We start from the raw sequence: 20,284 nt of genomic DNA, 5'->3' as shown, positions 1-20,284 counted from the left end.
CATTTTGTAAATAACCATTTGGACGAAGGGCCGATTATCGCCCAAGATGTAATACATGTCAATCACGCTTTCGGGTGGGAAGAGATGCAGCGGCTAGGCCGAGATGTGGAAAAAATCGTTTTGTCTAAAGCACTCAAATTGGCCTTGGAGGATCGTATTTTTGTTCACGCAAATAAAACGATCATTTTCTAAATGTTCAATATCGTTTTAGTAACACCTCAGATTCCTAATAATACAGGTGCTATCGGAAGACTTTGTGTCAATACCGGCTCGGCTTTGCATCTGATTAAACCTTTGGGATTCGATATCGATGAAAAAGCTGTACGACGATCAGGCTTGGATTATTGGCATAAAATCGATTTGCACGTGTGGGAAAGTATAGAAGAATTTTTGGAAGCGCATCCGAATAAAGAACGTTTTTTCTTTGCTACAACAAAAACAGACTGCCCTTACTTTGATATCTCTTTTCAAGAGGGTGATTACCTCTTTTTTGGCAGTGAAACATCAGGACTTCCTACTGAGATATTAGAGGCTTATCCAAATCAAAGAATGACCATCCCCATGACTAAAGAAGGGCGGAGTCTTAATCTCGCTATCAGTTCCGGAATTATTCTTTACGAAGCGATCAAACAAAATTTTAACTCTTATAAAAAGATGATGTAACATGCCGCCAATTATAGACAATATTGTACTTATCCTGCTCGTTCTCTTGTTAGTGTATATTTTTCGCGGATATCATATTTCGCGACGGGAACGGGACAACGAAGAAGATTAAAACAGTTTTTCTGCCCATTCTCCCATTTTCATTTCAAATCTATCCATCCATCCGTTTGCTTTACGAATAACCTTTGCCATTGTCAACTCCTTGAGTGATATTAGGCAAATAGTAAAGTATTTTTAAAAACACTCATATTTTTATGTCATTTTGTCATATAAATAGAAAATTCATGTCATAATTCCTACAATATAGTATCAATAGATCAAAAGGATTTCAATATGAAAACATTCAGTGATATTGTCGAAACGATTAAAGATATCGTCTCTTCCGAGTTTCCCGAAAAGAAAGTGTTTGATAAAGATGTGGCAGAACTATTAGAGATTACCCAAATGAATTTCGCAACCATGAAAAAGCGAAATAAAATCCCTTTTAATGAACTCCTCGATTTTTGCGCCAAACGTTCTATTGCTATCAACTGGTTACTCTATAACCAATCCCCTGAAAGTCTGATTGAACCTACAAATCGGTTCTATATGGTACGTTATTTCTCATCGGTTAACGCCTCGGCGGGCGGAGGGGCTGAAAATGAGGAAATGGATTATGAACCGCTTATGCTTGAAGAAAATTTTGTTGTTTCTTTAGGTGGAGAAAAAGAGTTACGCAATATTGAAGCTATCAATGTTTCAGGCGATTCCATGGAACCTTCTTTTAGTTACAATGACATTGTTTTTGTCAATCGTTCCAAAACAGATATCAGCCGTGGAGGTATTTTTACCATTCGCACAGAGCATGGGCTATTTATTAAGCGATTGCAAGTAAGGATTGATGGGAAACTTGATATCATTTCAGATAATAAAGACTATCCGACCTATGTTGCTCGTAAAGATGAAGTCGATATTATCGGCAGAGTCGTAGGACGTTTCGGCGGAGTAGAATAAGCGGGATAAGAATGAAACAGACGGTCGGAATAATCGGCGTATTAATTATCTTGGGAGGATGTGCACCGCATACTCCACCTTCCTTGTCAACACACAGTAAACCATTCCCGCCTACCAACCAAGACAGCAATCAAAGCACATTAAATTCAGAGCCCTTTTGTTGTGCTCTTCCACAAGAACTTGATATCAAACTTCCGGTTTATGGTCCAAAAATAAATGATTTGGAGCGCTTTGCCCAGGCAATGACCCCCTATGTCGAACAGAACGGTGTTGATCGCGATCATCTATATGAAGTGCAAAATACTTTTGATACGCGATATTATGCTCCATGGAATTATTCTGCACCACCGGAAAAAGTACAAGAAGCTGCATGGCCTATCCGAGCGTTTAGGGGAGGGTATGGAAGCAATCTTCGACCGGTCCTTCCTTCTTGGTTTGAAGAAATCGGCAATCAGTGTAATTTTGAATCGTATGGAACCCTAAATCAAAAAGGGATAACCTTAAAATGGATGGATATACGTGCACTTCCCACTGATAAACCACTGTATAAAGATCCTTCATTACCGGGAGAGGGATACCCGTTTGATCTTCTTCAAAACAGCAGTGTCAACTATAATGAACCTATTTTTATTTCACACACGACAAAAGACGGTGCATGGAGCTATATTTTCACCAATAATGCTTCAGGCTGGGTCAAATCAGACGGTATCAGCGTAATCAATGATTTGAGCACAACTGACATTCAGAAATCAGATAAAGTTTTTATCATCGAAGACAACATTCCGCTTCAAGACTCTGACAATCGCTTTGTAGTGTATTCACACATCGGCATGGTGCTTCCCTTAGAACATGAAAATGGAGAAAACTATTATGTTAAAGCGTATGACAGTAATAGCTCATTTCGAATTCTTACTGTTCCAAAACATGCTGCCCATGTTGGTGTCAGTAAAATCAATAAAGCTGATTTGATCTCTATCGGGACTGAATTGCTTAAAAATACTTACGGATGGGGTGGAATGTATGGAGAACGTGATTGTTCTTCCATGATTCGGGACATGTATACACCATTCGGTATTTGGCTACCGCGTAACTCTTCAGCACAAGGACGCAAAGGAGAGGTGATCTCATTTGCCGGAATCAGTAACGATGATAAACTTTCGCTGATCAAAAGCAAAGGGATTCCGTTCGAAACCATCATTTATTTAAAAGGGCATGTCCTGCTCTATATCGGTACGTATCAAGATAATGTTTTGGTTATGCACAATATATGGGGTGTCCGAACAATAGATAAAAATGGAAATAAAGGACGTTTCATTATCGGAAAAGCAGTGATAAGTACATTGGAATTAGGATCGGACTTGGATGGATTCGACCCGGAGCAAAAGCTGCTTAACCGAGCTGAAAGTATGAATATATTTACGAAAACTCCACTTACTTTGACACGTGGAAATAAATCTCTCTCAAAGAAAAAAGCGCTTTAAGAGCGATTTATCCTTTGATATCCAAAAGAGAACCTAACATCTCATTTTGGGTACGAATAGCTTGAACATTTGAAGCGGCTATTTTCTCAATCGCTATTTGATCTGTCATCTCTTTCGTTAAATCCGTCTGAGATTTTTCGCTTCCGGTTGACGTAGCCAATGTTGTATTCGCTTTTGTACCGCCATTTTGCGTTTCGCTGATGGTCGTATTACGAGGTACATAACTGTCCGTATTGGCATTTGCTACATTTGCAGCACTATTATTCATGAACGTTTGATTAGACATCAAAGAAGAGACGTTTGAGCTTATCATCTAAAGCTCCTTGTATATCAGATAAGAAAAGTATAATCCCCTCTACCTTAATAGACAGAAGGGAAATAAAATTAGTGTAAATCTGCGTTGAGTTTTACTTCTCGGGTAGAGCGGCGAATGAGTAATTGACCTGTTGTAGAATCTTGACGATAATGGATACCGTTCAATCCAACCAAATCCTTACCTTTGAAACTCACTCCACTGAGTGTTTTTGACGGGTTCGCTTCTTGAATTTTAGCGAGTTCATCACTAGTAACCGAAAATTTGGTTCCCGCTAAGACAGCGATCCCTGCATCAACAATACATCCGTCACCCAAAGCGATACCTGTTACAGAGTTAGCACCCAAAAGGGTATTTTTTCCAATGGTGACAGGAATTCCGTCTGTTCCGCTGAGTACGCCAAGGATCGAAGCTCCTCCACCGACATCTGAACCATCACCGACAACAGCTGAGCTTGAAATACGACCTTCTACCATACTGACACCTGTCGTTCCGGCATTGAAGTTGACATAACTTGCACCCGGCATAATCGTTGTACCAGCATGCAGCTGCGCTCCAAAACGGACTTTTGAGTCATCCAATACACGGGTATTATTGGCAGGGATGATGTGTTGGAGATAACGCGGGAATTTATCGACGAAATCAATTTTTGGATATTCGTTGGCAAATTTGAGTTCAATTTCATTTTCGCGCAGCCATTCAAGTTCGATAGGTTGACCATCTGACCAAGCGACATTATGCAATGCACCAAAGGCACCGTTTAAGTTAAGTGAACGAAGAGGGGCTTTAGAAGTAGAAAGGGCATAGAGTTTGAGATAGGTTCCCTCAACACTGGTACAAGCAACATCGTTAAAAAGGATAACTAGACGGAACTCGCCATCACGCATACCGCGTTCTTTGATTTGGTTGTAAAGGGCAGAAATAACTTGAATATTTTTATGGGCATCACCAAATGCTTCATCCGAATATGGAGTAAATGCATTTAAACATCCTTCCAAAAACTTTAGTGTTACTGGCACGATTACTTCATCGGCTGTAAAATCAATGTTAAATCCTTCTTCCTGCGCACTTTTGATAAAGATGGCTGCACTTCCGAAGTTTTCGTTCCAATTGATATGAGGGTAAGTCGCTTGAAGAATTTTTGAACTATCAAGCTGACCGAAATCAACACGACAGATACCGAATGCAAGGGGATTTTTGTATCCAGTAGTGTTTTGAATCTCTTGAACGCAGGCTTTAAAAGCAGTTTCAGTCTCTAAAATTTCCATATTCTCTCTCTTGTAATAAAATCAATGTGGGATTTTACCATAATTCCCTATGATGCCTTAGCCATCGGCGGTGTAGAAGCTTAGTTTGCATGGGTAGTCATTTGTGTTCCTCTACATAATGTTCAATCGCACTTTTAATATTGACCAGTTTATTCGGATTGCCCTGAAGGTTTTTGAAATACACTGACATGTCATTTTCTTCACCCAAAGGTAAAGCTGCGATTTTTGCACAAATTTGTAAAAATACTTCATAAGGGACATCATCACCGCGTTTTAAAAAGTAGATCGCCCGCTGGAGCGATACAAACGGGTTAAGGCTGACTTTGGACAAGCGGTTGACACGGGTGTTGATATAGTTGACAAATTCGATTCTCATGTCGCATCGTACAATGGTAAAGAGTCTTTTGAGTGTATCGTAATGGCACTCAAATGCGATCTTAGTCGAATCAAAATCAAAGCCGTCAACCACTTCTTCAAGTGTCGCATTATTAAACCTCTCCCGATAGACTAGCTGATAAATATCGTTTTTGTATTTATAGGTATAAGAGTTGTTCTCGTACTCGAAATAGTCCTTATTCATCGCATTGTTGATAAGTTCCTGATCGTCTTTTGAGGGAAAGAACATATCAAGATCCCTAAATGTATCTGCTTTTATGCATGAACCGGCCAAATAAAAATGAATTTCCCGTTTTTCAATATGTTCGATAATCAGTCTTTGGAAAAATATATTAAGTTTAATGGCAATACTATCCAACCTATAATCGAGCAAGGATGCTTGCTCATACGAAAGCAACTGATCATAGTCTTTCCAAAAATCATAAATCATTGTTTCTCCTCATCTGTTCAAGGCTGTTATTGATGGATGGGGTTATTTTAGCTATTTTATTCAAAAGAATGAGCAATTTATGACTAAATTAATCTAAGTAGGAAAAACTAGGTTTATCATAGACGAATAAATTAAAATGATATTTTCGGTTTCTTAGTGACTGACTTTTTTTATTTTCTCAGAAGCACCTATTATAGGGCTTTTATAGCTTAAAAATAAGCTTTACCGTAAGAGCCTATGGATGGGTTGAATCTTGCGTGTTATACTTCGCTATATTATTATTGGAACAATTATGGAACAGTGGATTACTTTATTAAAAGCAAATGATTATCTTGGGATCAAAAAGTTTCTCAAAAACGGTGGTAATGCAAATGAAGTAGAAGAAAACGGAGAATCCGTTATCTGCTTTGCAATGCGCTACCATTGTGATCCTGAAGTGATTGATCTCTTAATAGAAAATGACGCGGACATTTTTCATACCGATCTTTCAGGTGTAAGTGTTTTTGATGTTGCGGTTACCTATAATAATCTGGCATTAATCGAACTTCTGATCAATCGCGGATTCGATGTTAATCATGCAACACGACAAAGTGGTTTTACACCTCTTATGGGAGCAGTTTGCTATGGTCGTGTAGAAGTCATAAAAAAACTTCTCCAAATGGGAGTGGACGTGGAATCACGCGATGCTTATGGACTTAACGCCCTCGATTTTGCCCGTAAAATGCATAAGAAATCTATTTTAGCACTCTTAGAAGGCCAAAAAGATGGAACAGTTTAAAACCTTTGTATTATTATCATCTCTCAGTGTTTTGCTTGTTTTCATTGGCGGGTATTTAGGAGGTACAGGTGGAATGCTCATCGCGCTGATTATGGCAGGCGGGATGAATTTTTATGCCTATTATTTTTCCGACTCAATGATTCTTAAACACTATAACGCACAAGAAGTAGATCCGCGTGAAGCTCCGATGCTTTATCGCGTCGTTGAACGTCTGGTAGAACGGGCCAATCTCCCCATGCCTAAAGTGTACATTATCCATGATCATATTCCTAATGCCTTTGCGACAGGGCGTAATCCGGAACATGCGGCAGTCGCGATTACGACAGGTTTGTTAGAACTTTTATCTGAAGAAGAGATTGAGGGGGTTATGGCACATGAACTTTCTCATGTTGCTCATCGCGACATATTGATAGCCACCATAGCGGCTACGATCGCCGGAGCGGTGGCCTTTGTTGCAAATATTCTTCAATTCGGTGCAATGTTCGGACGAAATAATCGTAATGGCAATCCGATTATTATGATTGCAATGGCAATACTTCTTCCAATTGCTGCAAGCGTGATACAAATGACCATCAGTCGATCACGAGAGTTTATGGCGGATGAAGGAGCGGCACGTTTAAGCGGACATCCAGAATGGTTGCAAAGTGCACTCATAAAGCTATCTAATTATAATCACAGAGGGGAAGTTCAGGGGGCAACACCGGAAAATGCACATATGTTTATCATAAGCCCGTTTGACGGTAAAAACTTTTCTTTTTCAAACCTTTTCCGTACACATCCGACAACAGAGGAACGTTTGAATCGTTTGGAATCACTTAAAAATGAGGTCGCTGTTCCTCAAGAACGAAACAAATTGTACGATAGACATTACGTTTAATTTACTGTTCTGTCTCAATTTTAAGTGTAAAATGGGGTTTCTTTGGCAGATCGTTTTTGGGTTTTTTTAGAAAAGTGTGCCGATATACACTATACAAGAGTACACTTAGTCCCAGCACAATCAGCAAATAGCTCATTATACTCATAGATTCTCCTCATTACTTATGTAAAAGTAAATCGGCATATATTAAAAAATATTTATATTTAGTTATATTAAATGATTGTATACGAAATCATTTTTTCTTCCAACTCATCGATGAAAAGCTGCAAACTCGATTGTGATAATATCATCTCTGTTGAAGCAACCGATATTTCAACAGTAGGGTTGCCTCCATTCATCATCGGCAAGGATGAAAAATCGACACGACTGTCAAGCCTGTGCATAACATCTATTAAAGTATTTTCGCTCGTATTTGCGATCAAGGTAAATCGATAGAGTGGTTGGGATTTCGAATAAAATCGTTCTAACGCTTCTTCTACCATAGGATGCGCCATCTCAGGAAATCCCGGCATAAAGAAATAACGTCCCTCCAAATAAAATCCTGACATATTATTGACAACATTATGGAGCAAACCGGAATGTTTTGGCAACTCTGCCATGTGGACTCGATGAGGATAAGCAGCTTCACCGAAACGTTCAATAATGTGTGAGTGAAAAGATGGATGGGGAACTAAAATACCGTCACTAAAAACATCTGCGGCAATTTGACGGGTTAGATCATCAGGAGTGGATCCGATACCGCCAAAGCTAAACATAACACCATCCGGATCATTTTTAATCATGCTAAAGGTGTTATGGATTAAAAGAGGATCGTCTTTGATAATAAAAGAGGAGAAGAGGGTATGTCCGCGTTCCAATAAAGCATCTCGTATAAATACAAAATGTTTATCGTCACGACGACCGTTGAGAATTTCAGAACCGATAATTACGGCATAAAAATGGGGAGTTTTCATAAGGAAAATTATATCATATAGAATAGATTCAACCGCATCAGCGGAGAATCAAAAAAATTATTTGAGTTGTGAAAGAATCTCTTTTTCTACAATATCAATAGGCTGTGTACCATTAATCGTGATATATTTAACCGAAGTGTCACTAACAGAAACACCTTTGTAGTAGTCAACTAACGGAGCGGTTTGCTCATGATAGACACGTAAACGATCAAGTACAACTTCCGCTTTGTCATCAGCGCGCTGAACAAGTTCTTCACCCGTTTCATCATCTTTTCCTTCCACTTTCGGTGGATTGAAAACAACATGGTAAGTACGACCTGATGCCAGATGAGCACGGCGACCTGACATACGTTCAACGATTACACTGTCCGGAACGTCGATTTCAATGACTGCATCAATAGCAACACCTGCTTCTTTAAGCGCATCTGCCTGAGGAACAGTACGTGGAAAACCGTCGAGTAAAAAACCGTTTTTACAGTCCTCTTCGAGAATACGTTCTTTTACCAATCCGATAATAATCTCATCCGTAACCAGTTTCCCTGAGTCCATAAATGATTTAGCCAGTGTACCCAGTTCCGAACCTGCTTTAATCGCTGCACGGAGCATGTCACCTGTTGAGATTTGAGGTATATCAAATGCTTTGGTCAAGAACTGGGCTTGTGTCCCTTTTCCTGCTCCGGGAGCGCCTAAAAGTATAATTTTCATATTAATTCCTATTAATTAGATTTTAGATTCGATAAAAATTTCCATATCGTCAACTATTGCTTCGATAGATCGTTCACCATCGATTTTTTTAAGAAGATTTTTGGATTCATAAAAGCTTTGAATCTCTGCCAACGGATCGATATAAACTTTCATACGGTTGTTGAAGACTTTTTCATTATCATCATCACCTCGAGCACGCCCTAGAACACGCTCACGTGCTACCTCTTCGCTGACCACTACTTCGATTACACTAAGAAGTTCAATGTCAGTATCATTAGTGAGGAATTTATCGAGCTCATTCATTTGTTCAAAAGAGCGGGGATATCCATCGAATAAAATCACGTCTGAAGGTGCTGATTTTATCGCACCGGTAATTGTTTCGATTGCAATTTCAATCGGAATGATATGCCCTTTGCTGATAAAGCTGTTGATCAATTGACCGCGGTCAGATCCGCTGGCAACTTCAGCACGGAGCAGATCTCCGGTAGAATAGTGAACAATATCATCGCTGTTACGTTCTGCAATAATTTCAGCATCGGTTGTCTTTCCTGAACCCGGAGCACCTATGATCAAAAAAAGTTTTTTCATCTATTACTTCGCAGTCTCACGCAAACGTATATGAAGTTCTCGTAACTGTGTCAATTCTACCGGGCTTGGTGCTTTTGTCATAATACAAGAAGCTTTTTGTGTTTTCGGGAATGCGATAACATCACGGATACTGTCTTTTTTTGAAAGAAGCATCATAAATCGGTCAAATCCGAGTGCGAAACCTCCATGCGGTGGCGCACCAAATTTTAATGCATCGAGAAGGAACCCGAATTTTTCTTGGGCTTCTTCTTCACTGATACCAAGGAGACTAAAGATTTGTTCTTGCAACGCCTGTTTATGGATACGGATAGATCCGCCACCCAGTTCTGTTCCGTTAAGCACGATATCGTATGCAATCGATTCAATATCTTCTAGATGTTCATGATTCAAATCACGAGGCATTGTAAACGGATGATGAAGTGCTTTAACCCGTCCTTCTTCAATTTCAAACATAGGGAAATCGACAACCCAGACAAATTCGAAGCGATCTTTATCGATAAGATTCATTTTTTCGTGTTCCGCGATGAAGATTCGGAAACGTCCCATATAATCCCAAACAGTTTTTTTATCACCCGCACCGAAGAAAACGACATCACCCACTTCCATACCGGTACGATCGATAAGAAGCTGCAAGTCTTCTGCCGAGAAGAATTTTTCTAATGGTCCTTTAAGACCATCTTCTTTCATTTGGAAGTACCCAAGTCCTTTTGCCCCAAATTTACGAACGTAATCTTCAAAGCTTTTCATTTCACGTTTCGAAAAAGCCAAATCCGCACCCGGGACACGAAGCGCTTTAATACGATTCATTTTTGGATTGGCGGCAATAGAAGTAAAGATTTCATTGTCGCAGCGAGAAAATATATCGATAACGTCAACCATTTTAAGGTCATAACGAAGATCAGGTTTATCTGATCCGTACCACTCCATAGCATCACTGTATTTGATTCGATTAAATGGGGTTACCACTGTGTGTCCTGCACTTGCGAACATACCTACGATAAGTTCTTCAGCAACACGAATAACATCTTCTTGATTACAGAAACTCATTTCAACATCAATTTGGGTAAATTCCGGTTGTCGATCGGCACGAAGATCTTCATCGCGGAAACACTTTGCGATTTGGAAATAACGGTCGAATCCGCCTACCATCAAAAGCTGTTTAAAGAGTTGTGGAGATTGGGGAAGAGCATAAAATTCACCTTCGTGTACACGGCTAGGGACAAGATAGTCACGTGCACCTTCTGGAGTTGATTTTGTCAGAATAGGGGTTTCAACTTCCAAAAATCCTAAGCTATCCAATACATTACGAGCGGCAATTGCAGCTTTTGAACGAAGCAAAAATGTATTATAAGACGCCGGATTGCGTAAATCAAGATAACGATATTTGAGACGAATCTCTTCGCCGACCGTGTTGTCTCCGATGCCAAACGGTACAGGTTCACTACGATTTTCGATAATAAGTTCTTCTACTACCACTTCGATAGCACCGGTTTTAAGACGCGGGTTTACTAGACCTTCACCACGATTACGTACACGTCCATGAGCAATAAGAACGAACTCATCACGCACTTCGCTGGCAAGTTTATGAGCGTGTGCATTATCAGCAGGATCACATACAAGTTGAATCAATCCGCTTTTGTCACGCAAATCGATAAATACGATTCCGCCATGGTCACGATAGCTGTTTGCCCAGCCGCATAATACTACGTCTTCTCCGACGTTTGCTTCACTTAAATCGGTACAAAAATGACTTCTCAAATCAAAGTCCTTGATCAAAATTTTGCGCAATTATAGCGCTTTTAAGCTTGTGGTTTAATAATAGTATCCATTACTCTAATCTTAATATGCGCATATTTTTTGTATAAATTGTACTTTAGAAAGGATGCCGTATTGAGAATAATATATAATTATTTAACATTAGAACAAGGATAGATGCTCTAAGATTAAAAAATATTACATTAAAGGATATTAGATGAGTGGTAAAATCAAAAAAATCGTCAAAAAACAGGTTAAAAATTTGCTCAAAAAAGAGTTAAAACAAGAGATTAAAAAACAGATTAAAAGCTATAAGAAAAAAGAGAAAATCGAAAAAGGTGAAAAAATAGCTGCAGAATAATCAGCTGAAAATCGTTAAAGAGATAGTCGATACACGTGTCTAAGTACTCCGCGAAATACGGAGTTCTTTAGCTTGAAGGTGTATCTACAGCTGTAAAAAAAGTATTACTTTTTGTCGTAGCCCGAGGGGTTGGCTGTGTTAATGCAGAACCATCTTTCTCTCCCGTACGGATACGTTCAACTTCAAGTACCGGAGTTACCCACATTTTACCTGCACCATGACCTAAATCCTGCGTATGTGCACGAATCGCTTCCATCGCTGTAAGTTTTGTTTTTTCATTTGATACTACAATAAGAATCATTACTTTTGGGTACAAATCAGGGGCATTGTTTTTTTCAGCAATTCCAAGTGAACCTTTCCCGATTACTTCGGTAACAGTAACTCCTTCGATCTCATTATCGAACAGTTCTCGAAGAACATCATTTAAACAATGGCGGTTAAATACAGCAGTAATCTGGACCATTTTGGACCCCTTTAATATTGATTTGTGATGTGTCATTATAAAATGAATTTGAGTGACCATTCACTTATGTATTGATTATTTTATAAGCAACTCTAACTATTACAATGCATAGTATATTCTAAGATAATGAACACTACAAAATTGTAACGCTTCAACTAGAACGCCATTTGCAATGAAGGGTTTAATATCATCCATCAAGGAGCAATCAATGGCACGAGACACGTTAATCGGCGGAGCATTATGGGAAGAGTACTCAACAGAGGTACAACGACGGATGAACGATCCAATTAATATGGGAGAAATTACACAAGAAGAGGCAGATGCGGCAGAAAAAAAATTGATTATTGCCGATTTTGGTGCTGAGAGCTGTGGAGATGCAGTTAGACTTTATTGGATGATCGATCCTAAGAATGATGTCATCGTTAAAAGCCGTTTTAAAAGTTTCGGTTGCGGAACGGCGATTGCCAGTTCGGATATGATGGCTGAATTATGTATGGAAAAAACAGTTGATGAGGCTTTGAAAATTACCAATATCGATGTTGAAAAAGCACTTCGTGATGAAGAAGACATCCCAGCGGTTCCAGGTCAAAAAATGCACTGTTCGGTTATGGCATACGACGTTATTAAAAAAGCTGCATCAATCTATAAAGGTGTAGATATGTCAGAGTTTGAAACGGAATACATCGTTTGCGAATGTGCACGTGTCAGCCTTGATACTCTCAAAGAAGTGATTCGTCTCAATAAGCTCGAAACTATTGAACAAATTACCGACTATACCAAAGCAGGCGGATTCTGTAAATCCTGTATCAAACCGGGTGGACATGAGAAAAAAGATGTCTATCTTGTCGATATGCTAGCTGAAATTACTGCTGAGCTTCAAAAAGAGGCTATCAGTAAAAAAATCAAAGAAGCCAAAGGTGACGGCAACTTTAATGCAATGAGCTTGGTACAAAAACTTCGCAGTATCGAATCGATCCTCGAAGAGTACATCCGTCCTACACTCAAAGCTGATAACGGTGATGTTGAAGTAATCGATCTCAAAGAGGTTGAAGACGGACATGAACTTTATATTCAATACAAAGGTGAGTGTATGAGCTGTTCGATGAACACAACTACAACCCTTGCCGGAATGCAGGATATGCTCAACTTTAAACTCAAATCCAACTTGCGAGTGATGGTGGTCTAATGTCACACGCGACAAAAGAGGGAACATTCGGATATCTAAAAAAATTCGGAAATTATTCTAAAGATTTTTACCGTTTTAATGGAGAACTCTTTTTCCCTTCGCTTGGTATCGGAACCTATAAAGCCGAACCGTACAAAGAAGATAATTATATTATCAACTATGCCGAAGCGATTAAAATGGCTCTTCGGCATGGTATCAATTTTATCGATACAGCAATCAACTACCGTTACCAAATGTCTGAGCGTGAAATAGCTGAAGCATTGAATGAAATGTTTAGAGAAGGGGATATAAAACGCGAAGAAGTAATTATTGCTTCTAAAGCGGGATTTATACCGCTCGATTTTCCTTTCCCTGATAATCCGTACGGTTGGATTCAAGAAACTATTATCAATCCCGGATTAGCTAATAAAGATGAGATCGTCATCGATCAACATTGTATGTCTCCGAATTATTTACGATGGAGCTGTGAGCAATCGCTTCGTAATCTAGAAATCGATACGATTGATATATTCTTCCTTCACAATCCGGAAACACAATTGGGCTATATCGATCAGGACTCATTTTACAGTCGAATTGAAGATGCTTTTATCCTCTTCGAAGAACTCCGAAAAGAGAATAAAATCATCAGCTACGGAATTGCGGCATGGAACGGATTTTTATATGAAGAAGATCATACTGAATATGTTTCTTTAGCAAAAATCGTTGATATTGCTCGTCGTGTCGGTGGTATAGATAATGGGTTCAAGTATATACAGAGCCCGTTTAATCTTGCAAAACCACATGCCTATGGTTATGCAAATCAAAAATGTGAAGACTCGATGTACTATCCATTGATGCATGCATGTGCAAAATTTGGTTTGACCTATATCGGTTCATCTCCACTGTTGCAAAAAAATCTCTTTAAAAGAGCTTTTTCACCCAATGTTGCTGAACTTATGAATACAGGTGAATTGAATGATGTTGCAAGCGCGCTACAGTTTGCACGAAGTGCAGGCGGAATTTGTGCCGTATTTGGTGCGGTTGATCCTGCACATGTTATTGATAATGCGGTATTGGCCTATCTGCCCGAAGCATCCATCGAATCAGTAAACACCCTGATGCGGGGTGCTTATGCTGTATGATGTGATTGTTGTCGGAAGTGGAATCTCAGGTTTATATGCAGCACTCACCGCAAAACGTTCAGGGCTCAATGTCGCACTGATTTGTAAAAGCAATCCATTGCGTTCCAATTCAGCTGTAGCATCGGGTGGAATCAATGCTGTCCTTAAATCAACACGTCATGATTCGTGTCGTGATCATATTGCCGATACCCTCAAGGGTGCAGACAAACTGGCTCGTTTTTCAGCAGTAAGTTCTATGGTAACAGGCGGAGAAGAGATTATTAATGATCTTCTTTCTATGGGTGTAGTCTTTGACTGTAACGATGAAGGTGACGTAGCTCAACGTCCATTCGGAGGGACAAAAGCTAAACGTACATGCTATATCGCAGATAAAACCGGTGCTGCAATCACTCAAACATTATTAGTTCAATGTCGTAAAGAGGGGGTTAAACTTTTCCCCAACCATATGATGCTCTCTATCGCTACTTTTAAAGACAAAATGTCCGGAATCACGATACTACGACGCCGTGATTCCCAAGTGATCGCATTTGCTTGTAAAGCACTTGTACTAGCAGGTGGCGGTTATGCCGGAATATACAGAGGACATTCGACAAACTCCCAAGAGTCGAGTGGAGACGTCATAGCAATAGCTTTGCGTGCAAAAATGCGTTTATCCAATATGGAGTTTGTTCAATTTCATCCGACTACTCTAGTCGGAAGCGGGACTCTTATCAGTGAAGCAGCAAGAGGAGAGGGTGCTTATATCGTTGATGAAACCGGCGAACGTTTTACGGATGAGCTGCAGACTCGTGATAAACTCTCACGTGATATAGTCCTTCATCAGTTAAAAGGGCATACGGTTTATCTTGATTTTCGACATTTAGGTGAAGAACTGATTGATAAAAAGCTCCCATCAGCACGTAAACATGCCCTTAATGGAGCAGGAATCGACATCCTGAGCGAGCTTTTACCAATCACTCCGTCAGCCCATTACACGATGGGAGGCATCTGGAGCCGTAATGATACGTCGACCGATATGGAAAATGTCTTTGCCTGTGGCGAATGTGCTCAAAGCGGTGTCCATGGAGCAAATCGATTGGGTGGAAACAGTTTGCTCGAAGCAGCCTATTTCGGACGGGTTGCCGGTACGCAAGCCTCTATTGCAGCTAAAAAAGGGGTATTTCATCCTATCGATTATGCCCAGGTAGCAAAAGAATTGCGTTATGTTGATATGATTATTGAAGGTGAAAGCCGTTTTAATATCAATACGATGAGACGTAATCTCGGAAATAATCTTTATAAAAATGCCGGAGTCTTCCGTACGCACGACTCATTGACAAATGCACTCGAATATGTTCATTATCTGATGAAAATGTCCTCAGGACTATGTTGTGTTAATAAAGAACGAAGTGACAACGTAGAGCTTATGTCTATTATCGAGCTTCGAAATGCTCTTACCGTTGCTGAATCAATGCTTATGAGTGCTTTAGCGCGTGAAGAGAGCAGAGGGGTCCATTATCGTGATGATTTTCCGCAAAGTGATGAGAAGAACTATGAAGTCGATACTATTGTCCGTCGCTTAGCGGGAACATTTTTACGTATCACCTTTGAAGGACATCTCTCATCGGATTGGTGGCATAGGATTCGAAAGTTTTTTCATACTCAAATCGGGTAGTGAATTCCATATTTGTATATAAATTTATTAAAGGAAAGTGTTATGGCTAAAGTTATGTTGCGTTACGATTCAAAAGGGGCAATCTCTTTTTATGTTGCAAAAAAAGATATGGAAGAGACTATTCTCAGTGCTGAATTCGATACCGATGAAAAATGGGGTGGAGAAGTAAAACTTAGTAATGGTGAAACATGGTTTATCGAACCGGGAACAAAAAAATTTCCTGCTGAAGTTATGGCAGTAAGACGCGGCGAATAGTTTTATTTTCTCTTGCCTATTCAATTTTTTGAATAGGTTTTTATTATCTTCAATCTAAATCTACAATATATAATTATAATTCTTTTTAATTGACGGAATTTTACAAGACATTTATCCTTCCGTGCTTTATTATTACCGCATTCAAAAGGATTGAGATTAATGAATATTATTTGCCACGAAAGCCCTTTTATTGATTCTATTTTTAACCTTCCGCTCAAGTCTTATAAAGAAGAGCATGAATTTCAATTTATCGGGGCGCCTTCTGTTCATGAACACATCATACTAAATGATAATTGTGCCGTTATTTCTTTTGAAATCAACGGGAAAATTCATGAATTTAACAGTGATTTAGTTTGTGGAAAATTTACACATCCTCCCAAAATCAATGTTGTATTTAAAAATACTTCTAAAAAACTGACCATTATCCGTTTAAAATCATGCGGTATGTTTAAATTGACCGATTTACCTGTCTCATCGATTGTTGATACGATTCTTCCCCGCTCTTCTATCGATATCGATTCTGTTTTAAACCAAAAAGGTGAACAATATATCAAGACGTTTGATGCGATTATGAGTGAAGAAAGTCAAAAACAATCCTATGTTATCACCCAACACATTATTCATTATATTAATACTAATTTTTCTCATCTTCCAACTAATGTTGGCTGTGAAATTGCAAAAGAATTTAACATATCAGAAAGTACATTACGACGCTATTTTAAAAAATACCTCGGAATTAATCTCTCCACTTATATTATGACCGTTAAACGAAAAAAAATGATTCAGTCTCTGTATGAAAACAATTACGACTCTATGAGTGTCAGAGAAAGCGGCTATTATGACCAATCCCATTTTTTGAATGATTTTAAACGTCTCTATGGAATACCGTTGAAACAATATTTTAAAGATATGAAAATTTTACAAAAACAAGCACCAGAATTTATGAAATTTTTATATCACTGTAATATTCAGAGTGACGTCTAATCAAATGAGTTTGATTTCTAAAGACTTATCTGTTTCTCATATGACGCCGATAAGTAATATATTTTCTAAAGATCACAGTGTCCGCTTTTTTGATGATCATATACTGCTGCAGGAAATATTTGACTATTTTACAACCAACCCTGCAGACGTTGTAATTATTCTGCATGAAACAAAAACGATCGGTATCATTACCCTTAAAGACATGGTTCATTCTCTCAAAAACTGTGATAATCTCACTCGTCCTGCCAGAGAGATAATGCGTTCACCTGTCAAAACATTTTCACATACCATGTCTATTGCGGATGTACTTGATACCATGTCCCACGCTGATTATGACAAAATTGTTGCTATTAATGAAAAGCAGGTTGTTATCGGGGTTATGGATCGGCGTCATTTATTGTCCCTGTGTTATACACAGCTCACCCCTTTGATCAAACATGAGCATAATATTATCCATTCCCTGTTAGGTTTGGCAGGAGAAAATGAACGAGGTTTGCTGAAATTGGCCACTACCGATTCTCTAACGGGAATAGGAAATCGTCGATTATTTGAAGAAATTTTTTATGCTCACCAAAGTCTAGGCAAACGCTACGATGTAACCTTATTTCTACTAATGTTTGATATCGATAATTTTAAAAGTATTAATGATACATTCGGACATGTTGTGGGTGATACCGTTCTAAAAGAGTTGACTGCCTTAGTCATTCAATCAATCCGTAAATCCGATATATTTATACGCTGGGGTGGAGAAGAATTTACAATATTGCTGCAATATCCTGACCCTATGAGTGTCATGAAAATTGCAGAGCATATTCGTCAGACAATTGATAAACACAGTTTTACAACGATTGTACACGTTACGTGCAGTTTCGGTATGACAGCAATATATCCGTTTGAGAGCCTTGAACAGGTAATAGAACGGGCGGATAGGGCTCTTTACCGTGCAAAAATTGAAGGAAAAAATACGGTAAGAATGGAAATTCACTAATTTTATTCTTCTTTTCCTCTATTCCTTATTGATCTATCCTAATCATTTACTTTAATAAATATTATTATTATTTTACATTTATCAATAAATATCCGCTATAATGTCAAAAACTTATAATAACACAATTATATTTTTATTGTTTGATTATTATAGAGGGAATATGATTTCGGAAATAATCACTATTACACATGCAACCCCTATCGGTAAAATCTTCGATAAAAACCATGCCTGTGGTATTTTCGATGCTGATGTGATTTTACATAAGGTATTGGAGTTTTTTGTAGCCTACAGTGTTGACGCAGTCATAGTAACTGAGAAATCATTACCCATCGGAATTTTGACACGAAAAGGGATATTAGCTGCTGTCTATAACTTTGATAATACCGGTTTACCGATTAGAGAGTTCATGACGCCCTCCATTAAAACCTTTCATTCTTCAATAAGTATTGCCGATGTTATTGAAGCTATGGAAGATCTTCCCTTTAATAAAATCGTTGTTCATGATGATGATAATTTTGTAGGTATAATCGATAAACGCCATCTTCTTTCCATGTGCTATACCCACTTAACCCCTTTGATCAAACATGAATACAATATGGTTCAATCATTAATGGGATTAGTAGGACAAGACGAACACCAACTGTTAAAAATGGCAACGACAGATACCCTCACTGGGATTGGAAACCGAAGATTGTTTGAAGAAATTTTTCAGGCGCATCAATCACTCGGTGACCGATACGATGTCAATTTATTTTTACTTTTATTGGATATTGATAATTTTAAAAGCATTAATGATACTTTTGGCCACAACGTCGGAGATTCTGTTCTCAAAGAACTGGTGCATATAGTCAATAAATCGATACGAAAATCCGATATATTTGTACGTTGGGGAGGGGAAGAATTTGCTATTTTACTTCGCTATTCAGATCCTCTGGCCGTCATGAAAGTTGCAGATCAAATCCGCAATAGGATCGATCAAAATAGTTTTGAGACGATAGTTCATGTAACTTGTAGTTTCGGTTTAACCTCGATACAGCCTAATGACCTATTAGAAGATGTATTTGAACGGGCAGACAAAGCCCTGTATCGAGCAAAAGCAGATGGCAAAAATACAGTTAGGATGGAAATTCCCTAAATTTCTATCCCGTATTGTTTGATTTTATACCCAATTTGTCTAGCACTCATACCTAATGCACGTGCCGCTTTGGTTTGTATGCCGTGAGAATCAATCAATGCCTGAATAATAGATTCTTTTTCCAATTCCTGCAGACTTTTACGTGTGACCGGTCCGCCTGGCGCAGGCGGAGGCGGTACACTTGGAGCCGCATAGGTTGGAGCAGGAGCAGTCATTGCAACAGGTGCTTCAGGCTGTTGCATGTAAAGTTTTTGATAATTAAACGGGAGAACATGGCTCAGCATCTCCGGCTGGATTTCGCCGTCCGGACAAATCAATACAATCCGCTCCATGGTATTTTGAAGTTCTCGAATATTACCCGGCCATGGGTAGTCTAAAAGAAGTTCCATCGCACCTTTTGTAAAATGCATAGTTTTTCGATGCTCTTTCATGAAACGGTTTAGATAATGCTCGATCAAAAGTTTAACGTCTTCATATCGTTCACGTAACGGCGGAAGATTGATAGGTATGACATTCAAACGATAAAACAGGTCTTCACGAAACTCACCTTTTCGTACCATCTCCTCTAAATTCCGGTTTGTTGCGGCAACAAGACGAACATTTGTTTTGATCGTTTTATTGCCGCCGACTCGTTCGAATTCCTGTTCTTGTAAAATACGGAGGAGTTTTACCTGGAGAGAAGGGGTAATATCGCCTATCTCATCCAGAAACAGCGTACCGCCGTCTGCAAGCTCAAATCGTCCTTTACGCATTTCACGCGCATCCGTAAACGCTCCTTTTTCATGTCCGAAGAGTTCAGATTCGAGGAGGGTTTCACTGATAGCGGCACAGTTTAGTTTAATAAACGGTCCGTTTTGCCGACGGCTGAGATTATGAATTGCGGTAGCGATTAACTCTTTCCCTGTCCCTGTTTCACCACGGATCAAAATCGTCGCAT

At 39.0% G+C, this 20,284-nt stretch carries 22 protein-coding genes and 1 pseudogene; 14 read left to right on the top strand and 9 right to left on the bottom strand.

Going from position 1 to position 20,284, the window contains the following annotated elements:
* The 4 genes and pseudogenes from PHP90_RS10305 to PHP90_RS10290 all read left to right on the top strand — a co-directional run.
* Nucleotides 1-192, top strand: a pseudogene (locus PHP90_RS10305) (formyltetrahydrofolate deformylase); the annotation flags it as partial.
* Complete coding sequence (locus PHP90_RS10300; protein ID WP_299929234.1) at nucleotides 193-663, top strand: tRNA (cytidine(34)-2'-O)-methyltransferase; 471 nt, start codon at nucleotides 193-195, stop codon at nucleotides 661-663. It abuts the pseudogene before it with no gap.
* Nucleotides 664-996: 333 nt separating this feature from the next.
* Complete coding sequence (locus PHP90_RS10295) at nucleotides 997-1,656, top strand: S24 family peptidase (RefSeq protein WP_299929231.1); 660 nt, start codon at nucleotides 997-999, stop codon at nucleotides 1,654-1,656.
* A gap of 11 nt (nucleotides 1,657-1,667) precedes the next feature.
* On the top strand, nucleotides 1,668-3,137 hold the full coding sequence (locus tag PHP90_RS10290; protein ID WP_299929228.1) for an SH3 domain-containing protein: 1,470 nt from the start codon (nucleotides 1,668-1,670) through the stop codon (nucleotides 3,135-3,137).
* A gap of 7 nt (nucleotides 3,138-3,144) precedes the next feature.
* Here PHP90_RS10290 and PHP90_RS10285 read toward each other — a convergent pair whose 3' ends face one another.
* The 3 genes from PHP90_RS10285 to PHP90_RS10275 all read right to left on the bottom strand — a co-directional run bounded on the left by PHP90_RS10285 (nucleotide 3,145) and on the right by PHP90_RS10275 (nucleotide 5,544).
* A complete protein-coding gene (locus PHP90_RS10285; protein ID WP_299929225.1) occupies nucleotides 3,145-3,450 on the bottom strand; it encodes a hypothetical protein in 306 nt (101 codons plus the stop codon).
* A 71-nt stretch (nucleotides 3,451-3,521) separates the two neighbouring features.
* Entirely contained in the window at nucleotides 3,522-4,718 is a 1,197-nt protein-coding gene (locus tag PHP90_RS10280; protein WP_299929222.1) for a tetrahydrodipicolinate N-succinyltransferase N-terminal domain-containing protein, read from the bottom strand.
* Nucleotides 4,719-4,815: 97 nt separating this feature from the next.
* A complete protein-coding gene (locus PHP90_RS10275) occupies nucleotides 4,816-5,544 on the bottom strand; it encodes a hypothetical protein (RefSeq protein WP_299929219.1) in 729 nt (242 codons plus the stop codon).
* 292 nt (nucleotides 5,545-5,836) lie between these two features.
* Between PHP90_RS10275 and PHP90_RS10270 the strand changes: the two genes are divergently transcribed.
* On the top strand, nucleotides 5,837-6,322 hold the full coding sequence (locus tag PHP90_RS10270) for an ankyrin repeat domain-containing protein (protein ID WP_299929216.1): 486 nt from the start codon (nucleotides 5,837-5,839) through the stop codon (nucleotides 6,320-6,322).
* Entirely contained in the window at nucleotides 6,309-7,199 is an 891-nt protein-coding gene (gene htpX / locus PHP90_RS10265) for a zinc metalloprotease HtpX (protein WP_299929213.1), read from the top strand. The genes PHP90_RS10270 and htpX overlap by 14 nt, the downstream gene beginning before the upstream one ends.
* 212 nt (nucleotides 7,200-7,411) lie before the next feature.
* On the opposite strand, the gene PHP90_RS10260 is transcribed toward htpX, so the two are convergent.
* From PHP90_RS10260 to aspS, 4 genes are read right to left on the bottom strand one after another with little or no spacing between them, the layout of a single operon-like run.
* The gene (locus PHP90_RS10260; protein ID WP_299929210.1) at nucleotides 7,412-8,152 is read right to left on the bottom strand and encodes a molybdopterin-binding protein; all 741 of its coding nucleotides are present in this window, start codon (nucleotides 8,150-8,152) and stop codon (nucleotides 7,412-7,414) included.
* Nucleotides 8,153-8,209: 57 nt separating this feature from the next.
* Nucleotides 8,210-8,857 carry an adenylate kinase gene (adk, locus tag PHP90_RS10255; RefSeq protein ID WP_299929207.1) on the bottom strand — a complete coding sequence of 216 codons (648 nt, stop codon included), beginning with the start codon at nucleotides 8,855-8,857 and terminating at the stop codon, nucleotides 8,210-8,212.
* 15 nt (nucleotides 8,858-8,872) lie between these two features.
* Complete coding sequence (locus PHP90_RS10250; protein ID WP_299929204.1) at nucleotides 8,873-9,445, bottom strand: adenylate kinase; 573 nt, start codon at nucleotides 9,443-9,445, stop codon at nucleotides 8,873-8,875.
* 3 nt (nucleotides 9,446-9,448) lie between these two features.
* Nucleotides 9,449-11,203, bottom strand: a complete 1,755-nt coding sequence (gene aspS, locus PHP90_RS10245; RefSeq protein WP_299929201.1) for an aspartate--tRNA ligase — start codon at nucleotides 11,201-11,203, stop codon at nucleotides 9,449-9,451.
* Nucleotides 11,204-11,417: 214 nt separating this feature from the next.
* Here aspS and PHP90_RS10240 point away from each other — a divergent pair, with 214 nt between their 5' ends.
* Nucleotides 11,418-11,561 carry a hypothetical protein gene (locus PHP90_RS10240; protein WP_299929198.1) on the top strand — a complete coding sequence of 48 codons (144 nt, stop codon included), beginning with the start codon at nucleotides 11,418-11,420 and terminating at the stop codon, nucleotides 11,559-11,561.
* Between the two features lie 67 nt (nucleotides 11,562-11,628).
* On the opposite strand, the gene PHP90_RS10235 is transcribed toward PHP90_RS10240, so the two are convergent.
* Nucleotides 11,629-12,024, bottom strand: a complete 396-nt coding sequence (locus PHP90_RS10235; RefSeq protein WP_299929195.1) for a P-II family nitrogen regulator — start codon at nucleotides 12,022-12,024, stop codon at nucleotides 11,629-11,631.
* A gap of 208 nt (nucleotides 12,025-12,232) precedes the next feature.
* Here PHP90_RS10235 and PHP90_RS10230 point away from each other — a divergent pair, with 208 nt between their 5' ends.
* The 7 genes from PHP90_RS10230 (at nucleotide 12,233) to PHP90_RS10200 (ending at nucleotide 19,347) form a co-directional block, all read left to right on the top strand.
* Nucleotides 12,233-13,210, top strand: coding sequence for an iron-sulfur cluster assembly scaffold protein (locus tag PHP90_RS10230; RefSeq protein ID WP_299929192.1), 978 nt, complete (start codon nucleotides 12,233-12,235; stop codon nucleotides 13,208-13,210).
* The gene (locus tag PHP90_RS10225; RefSeq protein ID WP_299929189.1) at nucleotides 13,210-14,331 is read left to right on the top strand and encodes an aldo/keto reductase; all 1,122 of its coding nucleotides are present in this window, start codon (nucleotides 13,210-13,212) and stop codon (nucleotides 14,329-14,331) included. The genes PHP90_RS10230 and PHP90_RS10225 overlap by 1 nt, the downstream gene beginning before the upstream one ends.
* Nucleotides 14,321-15,985 carry an FAD-dependent oxidoreductase gene (locus PHP90_RS10220; protein ID WP_299929186.1) on the top strand — a complete coding sequence of 555 codons (1,665 nt, stop codon included), beginning with the start codon at nucleotides 14,321-14,323 and terminating at the stop codon, nucleotides 15,983-15,985. The genes PHP90_RS10225 and PHP90_RS10220 overlap by 11 nt, the downstream gene beginning before the upstream one ends.
* 42 nt (nucleotides 15,986-16,027) lie before the next feature.
* Nucleotides 16,028-16,240: a putative nitrogen fixation protein NifT gene (nifT, locus tag PHP90_RS10215; RefSeq protein ID WP_299929183.1), complete on the top strand. Its 213-nt coding sequence runs from the start codon at nucleotides 16,028-16,030 to the stop codon at nucleotides 16,238-16,240.
* Between the two features lie 159 nt (nucleotides 16,241-16,399).
* A complete protein-coding gene (locus PHP90_RS10210) occupies nucleotides 16,400-17,224 on the top strand; it encodes an AraC family transcriptional regulator (protein ID WP_299929180.1) in 825 nt (274 codons plus the stop codon).
* Nucleotides 17,225-17,264: 40 nt separating this feature from the next.
* A complete protein-coding gene (locus PHP90_RS10205; protein ID WP_299929177.1) occupies nucleotides 17,265-18,212 on the top strand; it encodes a diguanylate cyclase in 948 nt (315 codons plus the stop codon).
* A gap of 160 nt (nucleotides 18,213-18,372) precedes the next feature.
* Nucleotides 18,373-19,347: a GGDEF domain-containing protein gene (locus PHP90_RS10200; protein ID WP_299929174.1), complete on the top strand. Its 975-nt coding sequence runs from the start codon at nucleotides 18,373-18,375 to the stop codon at nucleotides 19,345-19,347.
* Here PHP90_RS10200 and PHP90_RS10195 read toward each other — a convergent pair.
* The coding region (locus tag PHP90_RS10195) for a sigma 54-interacting transcriptional regulator (RefSeq protein WP_299929171.1) at nucleotides 19,344-20,284 on the bottom strand (941 nt) is incomplete at its 5' end. The genes PHP90_RS10200 and PHP90_RS10195 overlap by 4 nt on opposite strands.

Source organism: Sulfuricurvum sp. (genome assembly GCF_028712165.1).
In the GTDB taxonomy this organism is placed as follows: domain Bacteria; phylum Campylobacterota; class Campylobacteria; order Campylobacterales; family Sulfurimonadaceae; genus Sulfuricurvum.
The sequence above is the reverse complement of the archived record's forward strand: the minus strand, read 5'-3'. Positions and strand labels throughout refer to the sequence as shown.

What these genes read in the sequence shown, in the direction of transcription:
- PHP90_RS10205 (WP_299929177.1), top strand. Translation starts at nt 17,265, where the DNA reads ATGACGCCGATAAGTAATATATTTTCTAAAGATCACAGTGTCCGCTTT.
- PHP90_RS10285 (WP_299929225.1), bottom strand. Translation starts at nt 3,450, where the DNA reads ATGATAAGCTCAAACGTCTCTTCTTTGATGTCTAATCAAACGTTCATG.
- PHP90_RS10295 (WP_299929231.1), top strand. Translation starts at nt 997, where the DNA reads ATGAAAACATTCAGTGATATTGTCGAAACGATTAAAGATATCGTCTCT.
- PHP90_RS10240 (WP_299929198.1), top strand. Translation starts at nt 11,418, where the DNA reads ATGAGTGGTAAAATCAAAAAAATCGTCAAAAAACAGGTTAAAAATTTG.
- PHP90_RS10230 (WP_299929192.1), top strand. Translation starts at nt 12,233, where the DNA reads ATGGCACGAGACACGTTAATCGGCGGAGCATTATGGGAAGAGTACTCA.
- adk (WP_299929207.1), bottom strand. Translation starts at nt 8,857, where the DNA reads ATGAAAATTATACTTTTAGGCGCTCCCGGAGCAGGAAAAGGGACACAA.
- PHP90_RS10250 (WP_299929204.1), bottom strand. Translation starts at nt 9,445, where the DNA reads ATGAAAAAACTTTTTTTGATCATAGGTGCTCCGGGTTCAGGAAAGACA.
- PHP90_RS10275 (WP_299929219.1), bottom strand. Translation starts at nt 5,544, where the DNA reads ATGATTTATGATTTTTGGAAAGACTATGATCAGTTGCTTTCGTATGAG.
- PHP90_RS10225 (WP_299929189.1), top strand. Translation starts at nt 13,210, where the DNA reads ATGTCACACGCGACAAAAGAGGGAACATTCGGATATCTAAAAAAATTC.
- PHP90_RS10300 (WP_299929234.1), top strand. Translation starts at nt 193, where the DNA reads ATGTTCAATATCGTTTTAGTAACACCTCAGATTCCTAATAATACAGGT.
- PHP90_RS10220 (WP_299929186.1), top strand. Translation starts at nt 14,321, where the DNA reads ATGCTGTATGATGTGATTGTTGTCGGAAGTGGAATCTCAGGTTTATAT.
- PHP90_RS10290 (WP_299929228.1), top strand. Translation starts at nt 1,668, where the DNA reads ATGAAACAGACGGTCGGAATAATCGGCGTATTAATTATCTTGGGAGGA.
- PHP90_RS10280 (WP_299929222.1), bottom strand. Translation starts at nt 4,718, where the DNA reads ATGGAAATTTTAGAGACTGAAACTGCTTTTAAAGCCTGCGTTCAAGAG.
- PHP90_RS10235 (WP_299929195.1), bottom strand. Translation starts at nt 12,024, where the DNA reads ATGGTCCAGATTACTGCTGTATTTAACCGCCATTGTTTAAATGATGTT.
- nifT (WP_299929183.1), top strand. Translation starts at nt 16,028, where the DNA reads ATGGCTAAAGTTATGTTGCGTTACGATTCAAAAGGGGCAATCTCTTTT.
- htpX (WP_299929213.1), top strand. Translation starts at nt 6,309, where the DNA reads ATGGAACAGTTTAAAACCTTTGTATTATTATCATCTCTCAGTGTTTTG.
- PHP90_RS10260 (WP_299929210.1), bottom strand. Translation starts at nt 8,152, where the DNA reads ATGAAAACTCCCCATTTTTATGCCGTAATTATCGGTTCTGAAATTCTC.
- PHP90_RS10270 (WP_299929216.1), top strand. Translation starts at nt 5,837, where the DNA reads ATGGAACAGTGGATTACTTTATTAAAAGCAAATGATTATCTTGGGATC.
- PHP90_RS10200 (WP_299929174.1), top strand. Translation starts at nt 18,373, where the DNA reads ATGATTTCGGAAATAATCACTATTACACATGCAACCCCTATCGGTAAA.
- PHP90_RS10210 (WP_299929180.1), top strand. Translation starts at nt 16,400, where the DNA reads ATGAATATTATTTGCCACGAAAGCCCTTTTATTGATTCTATTTTTAAC.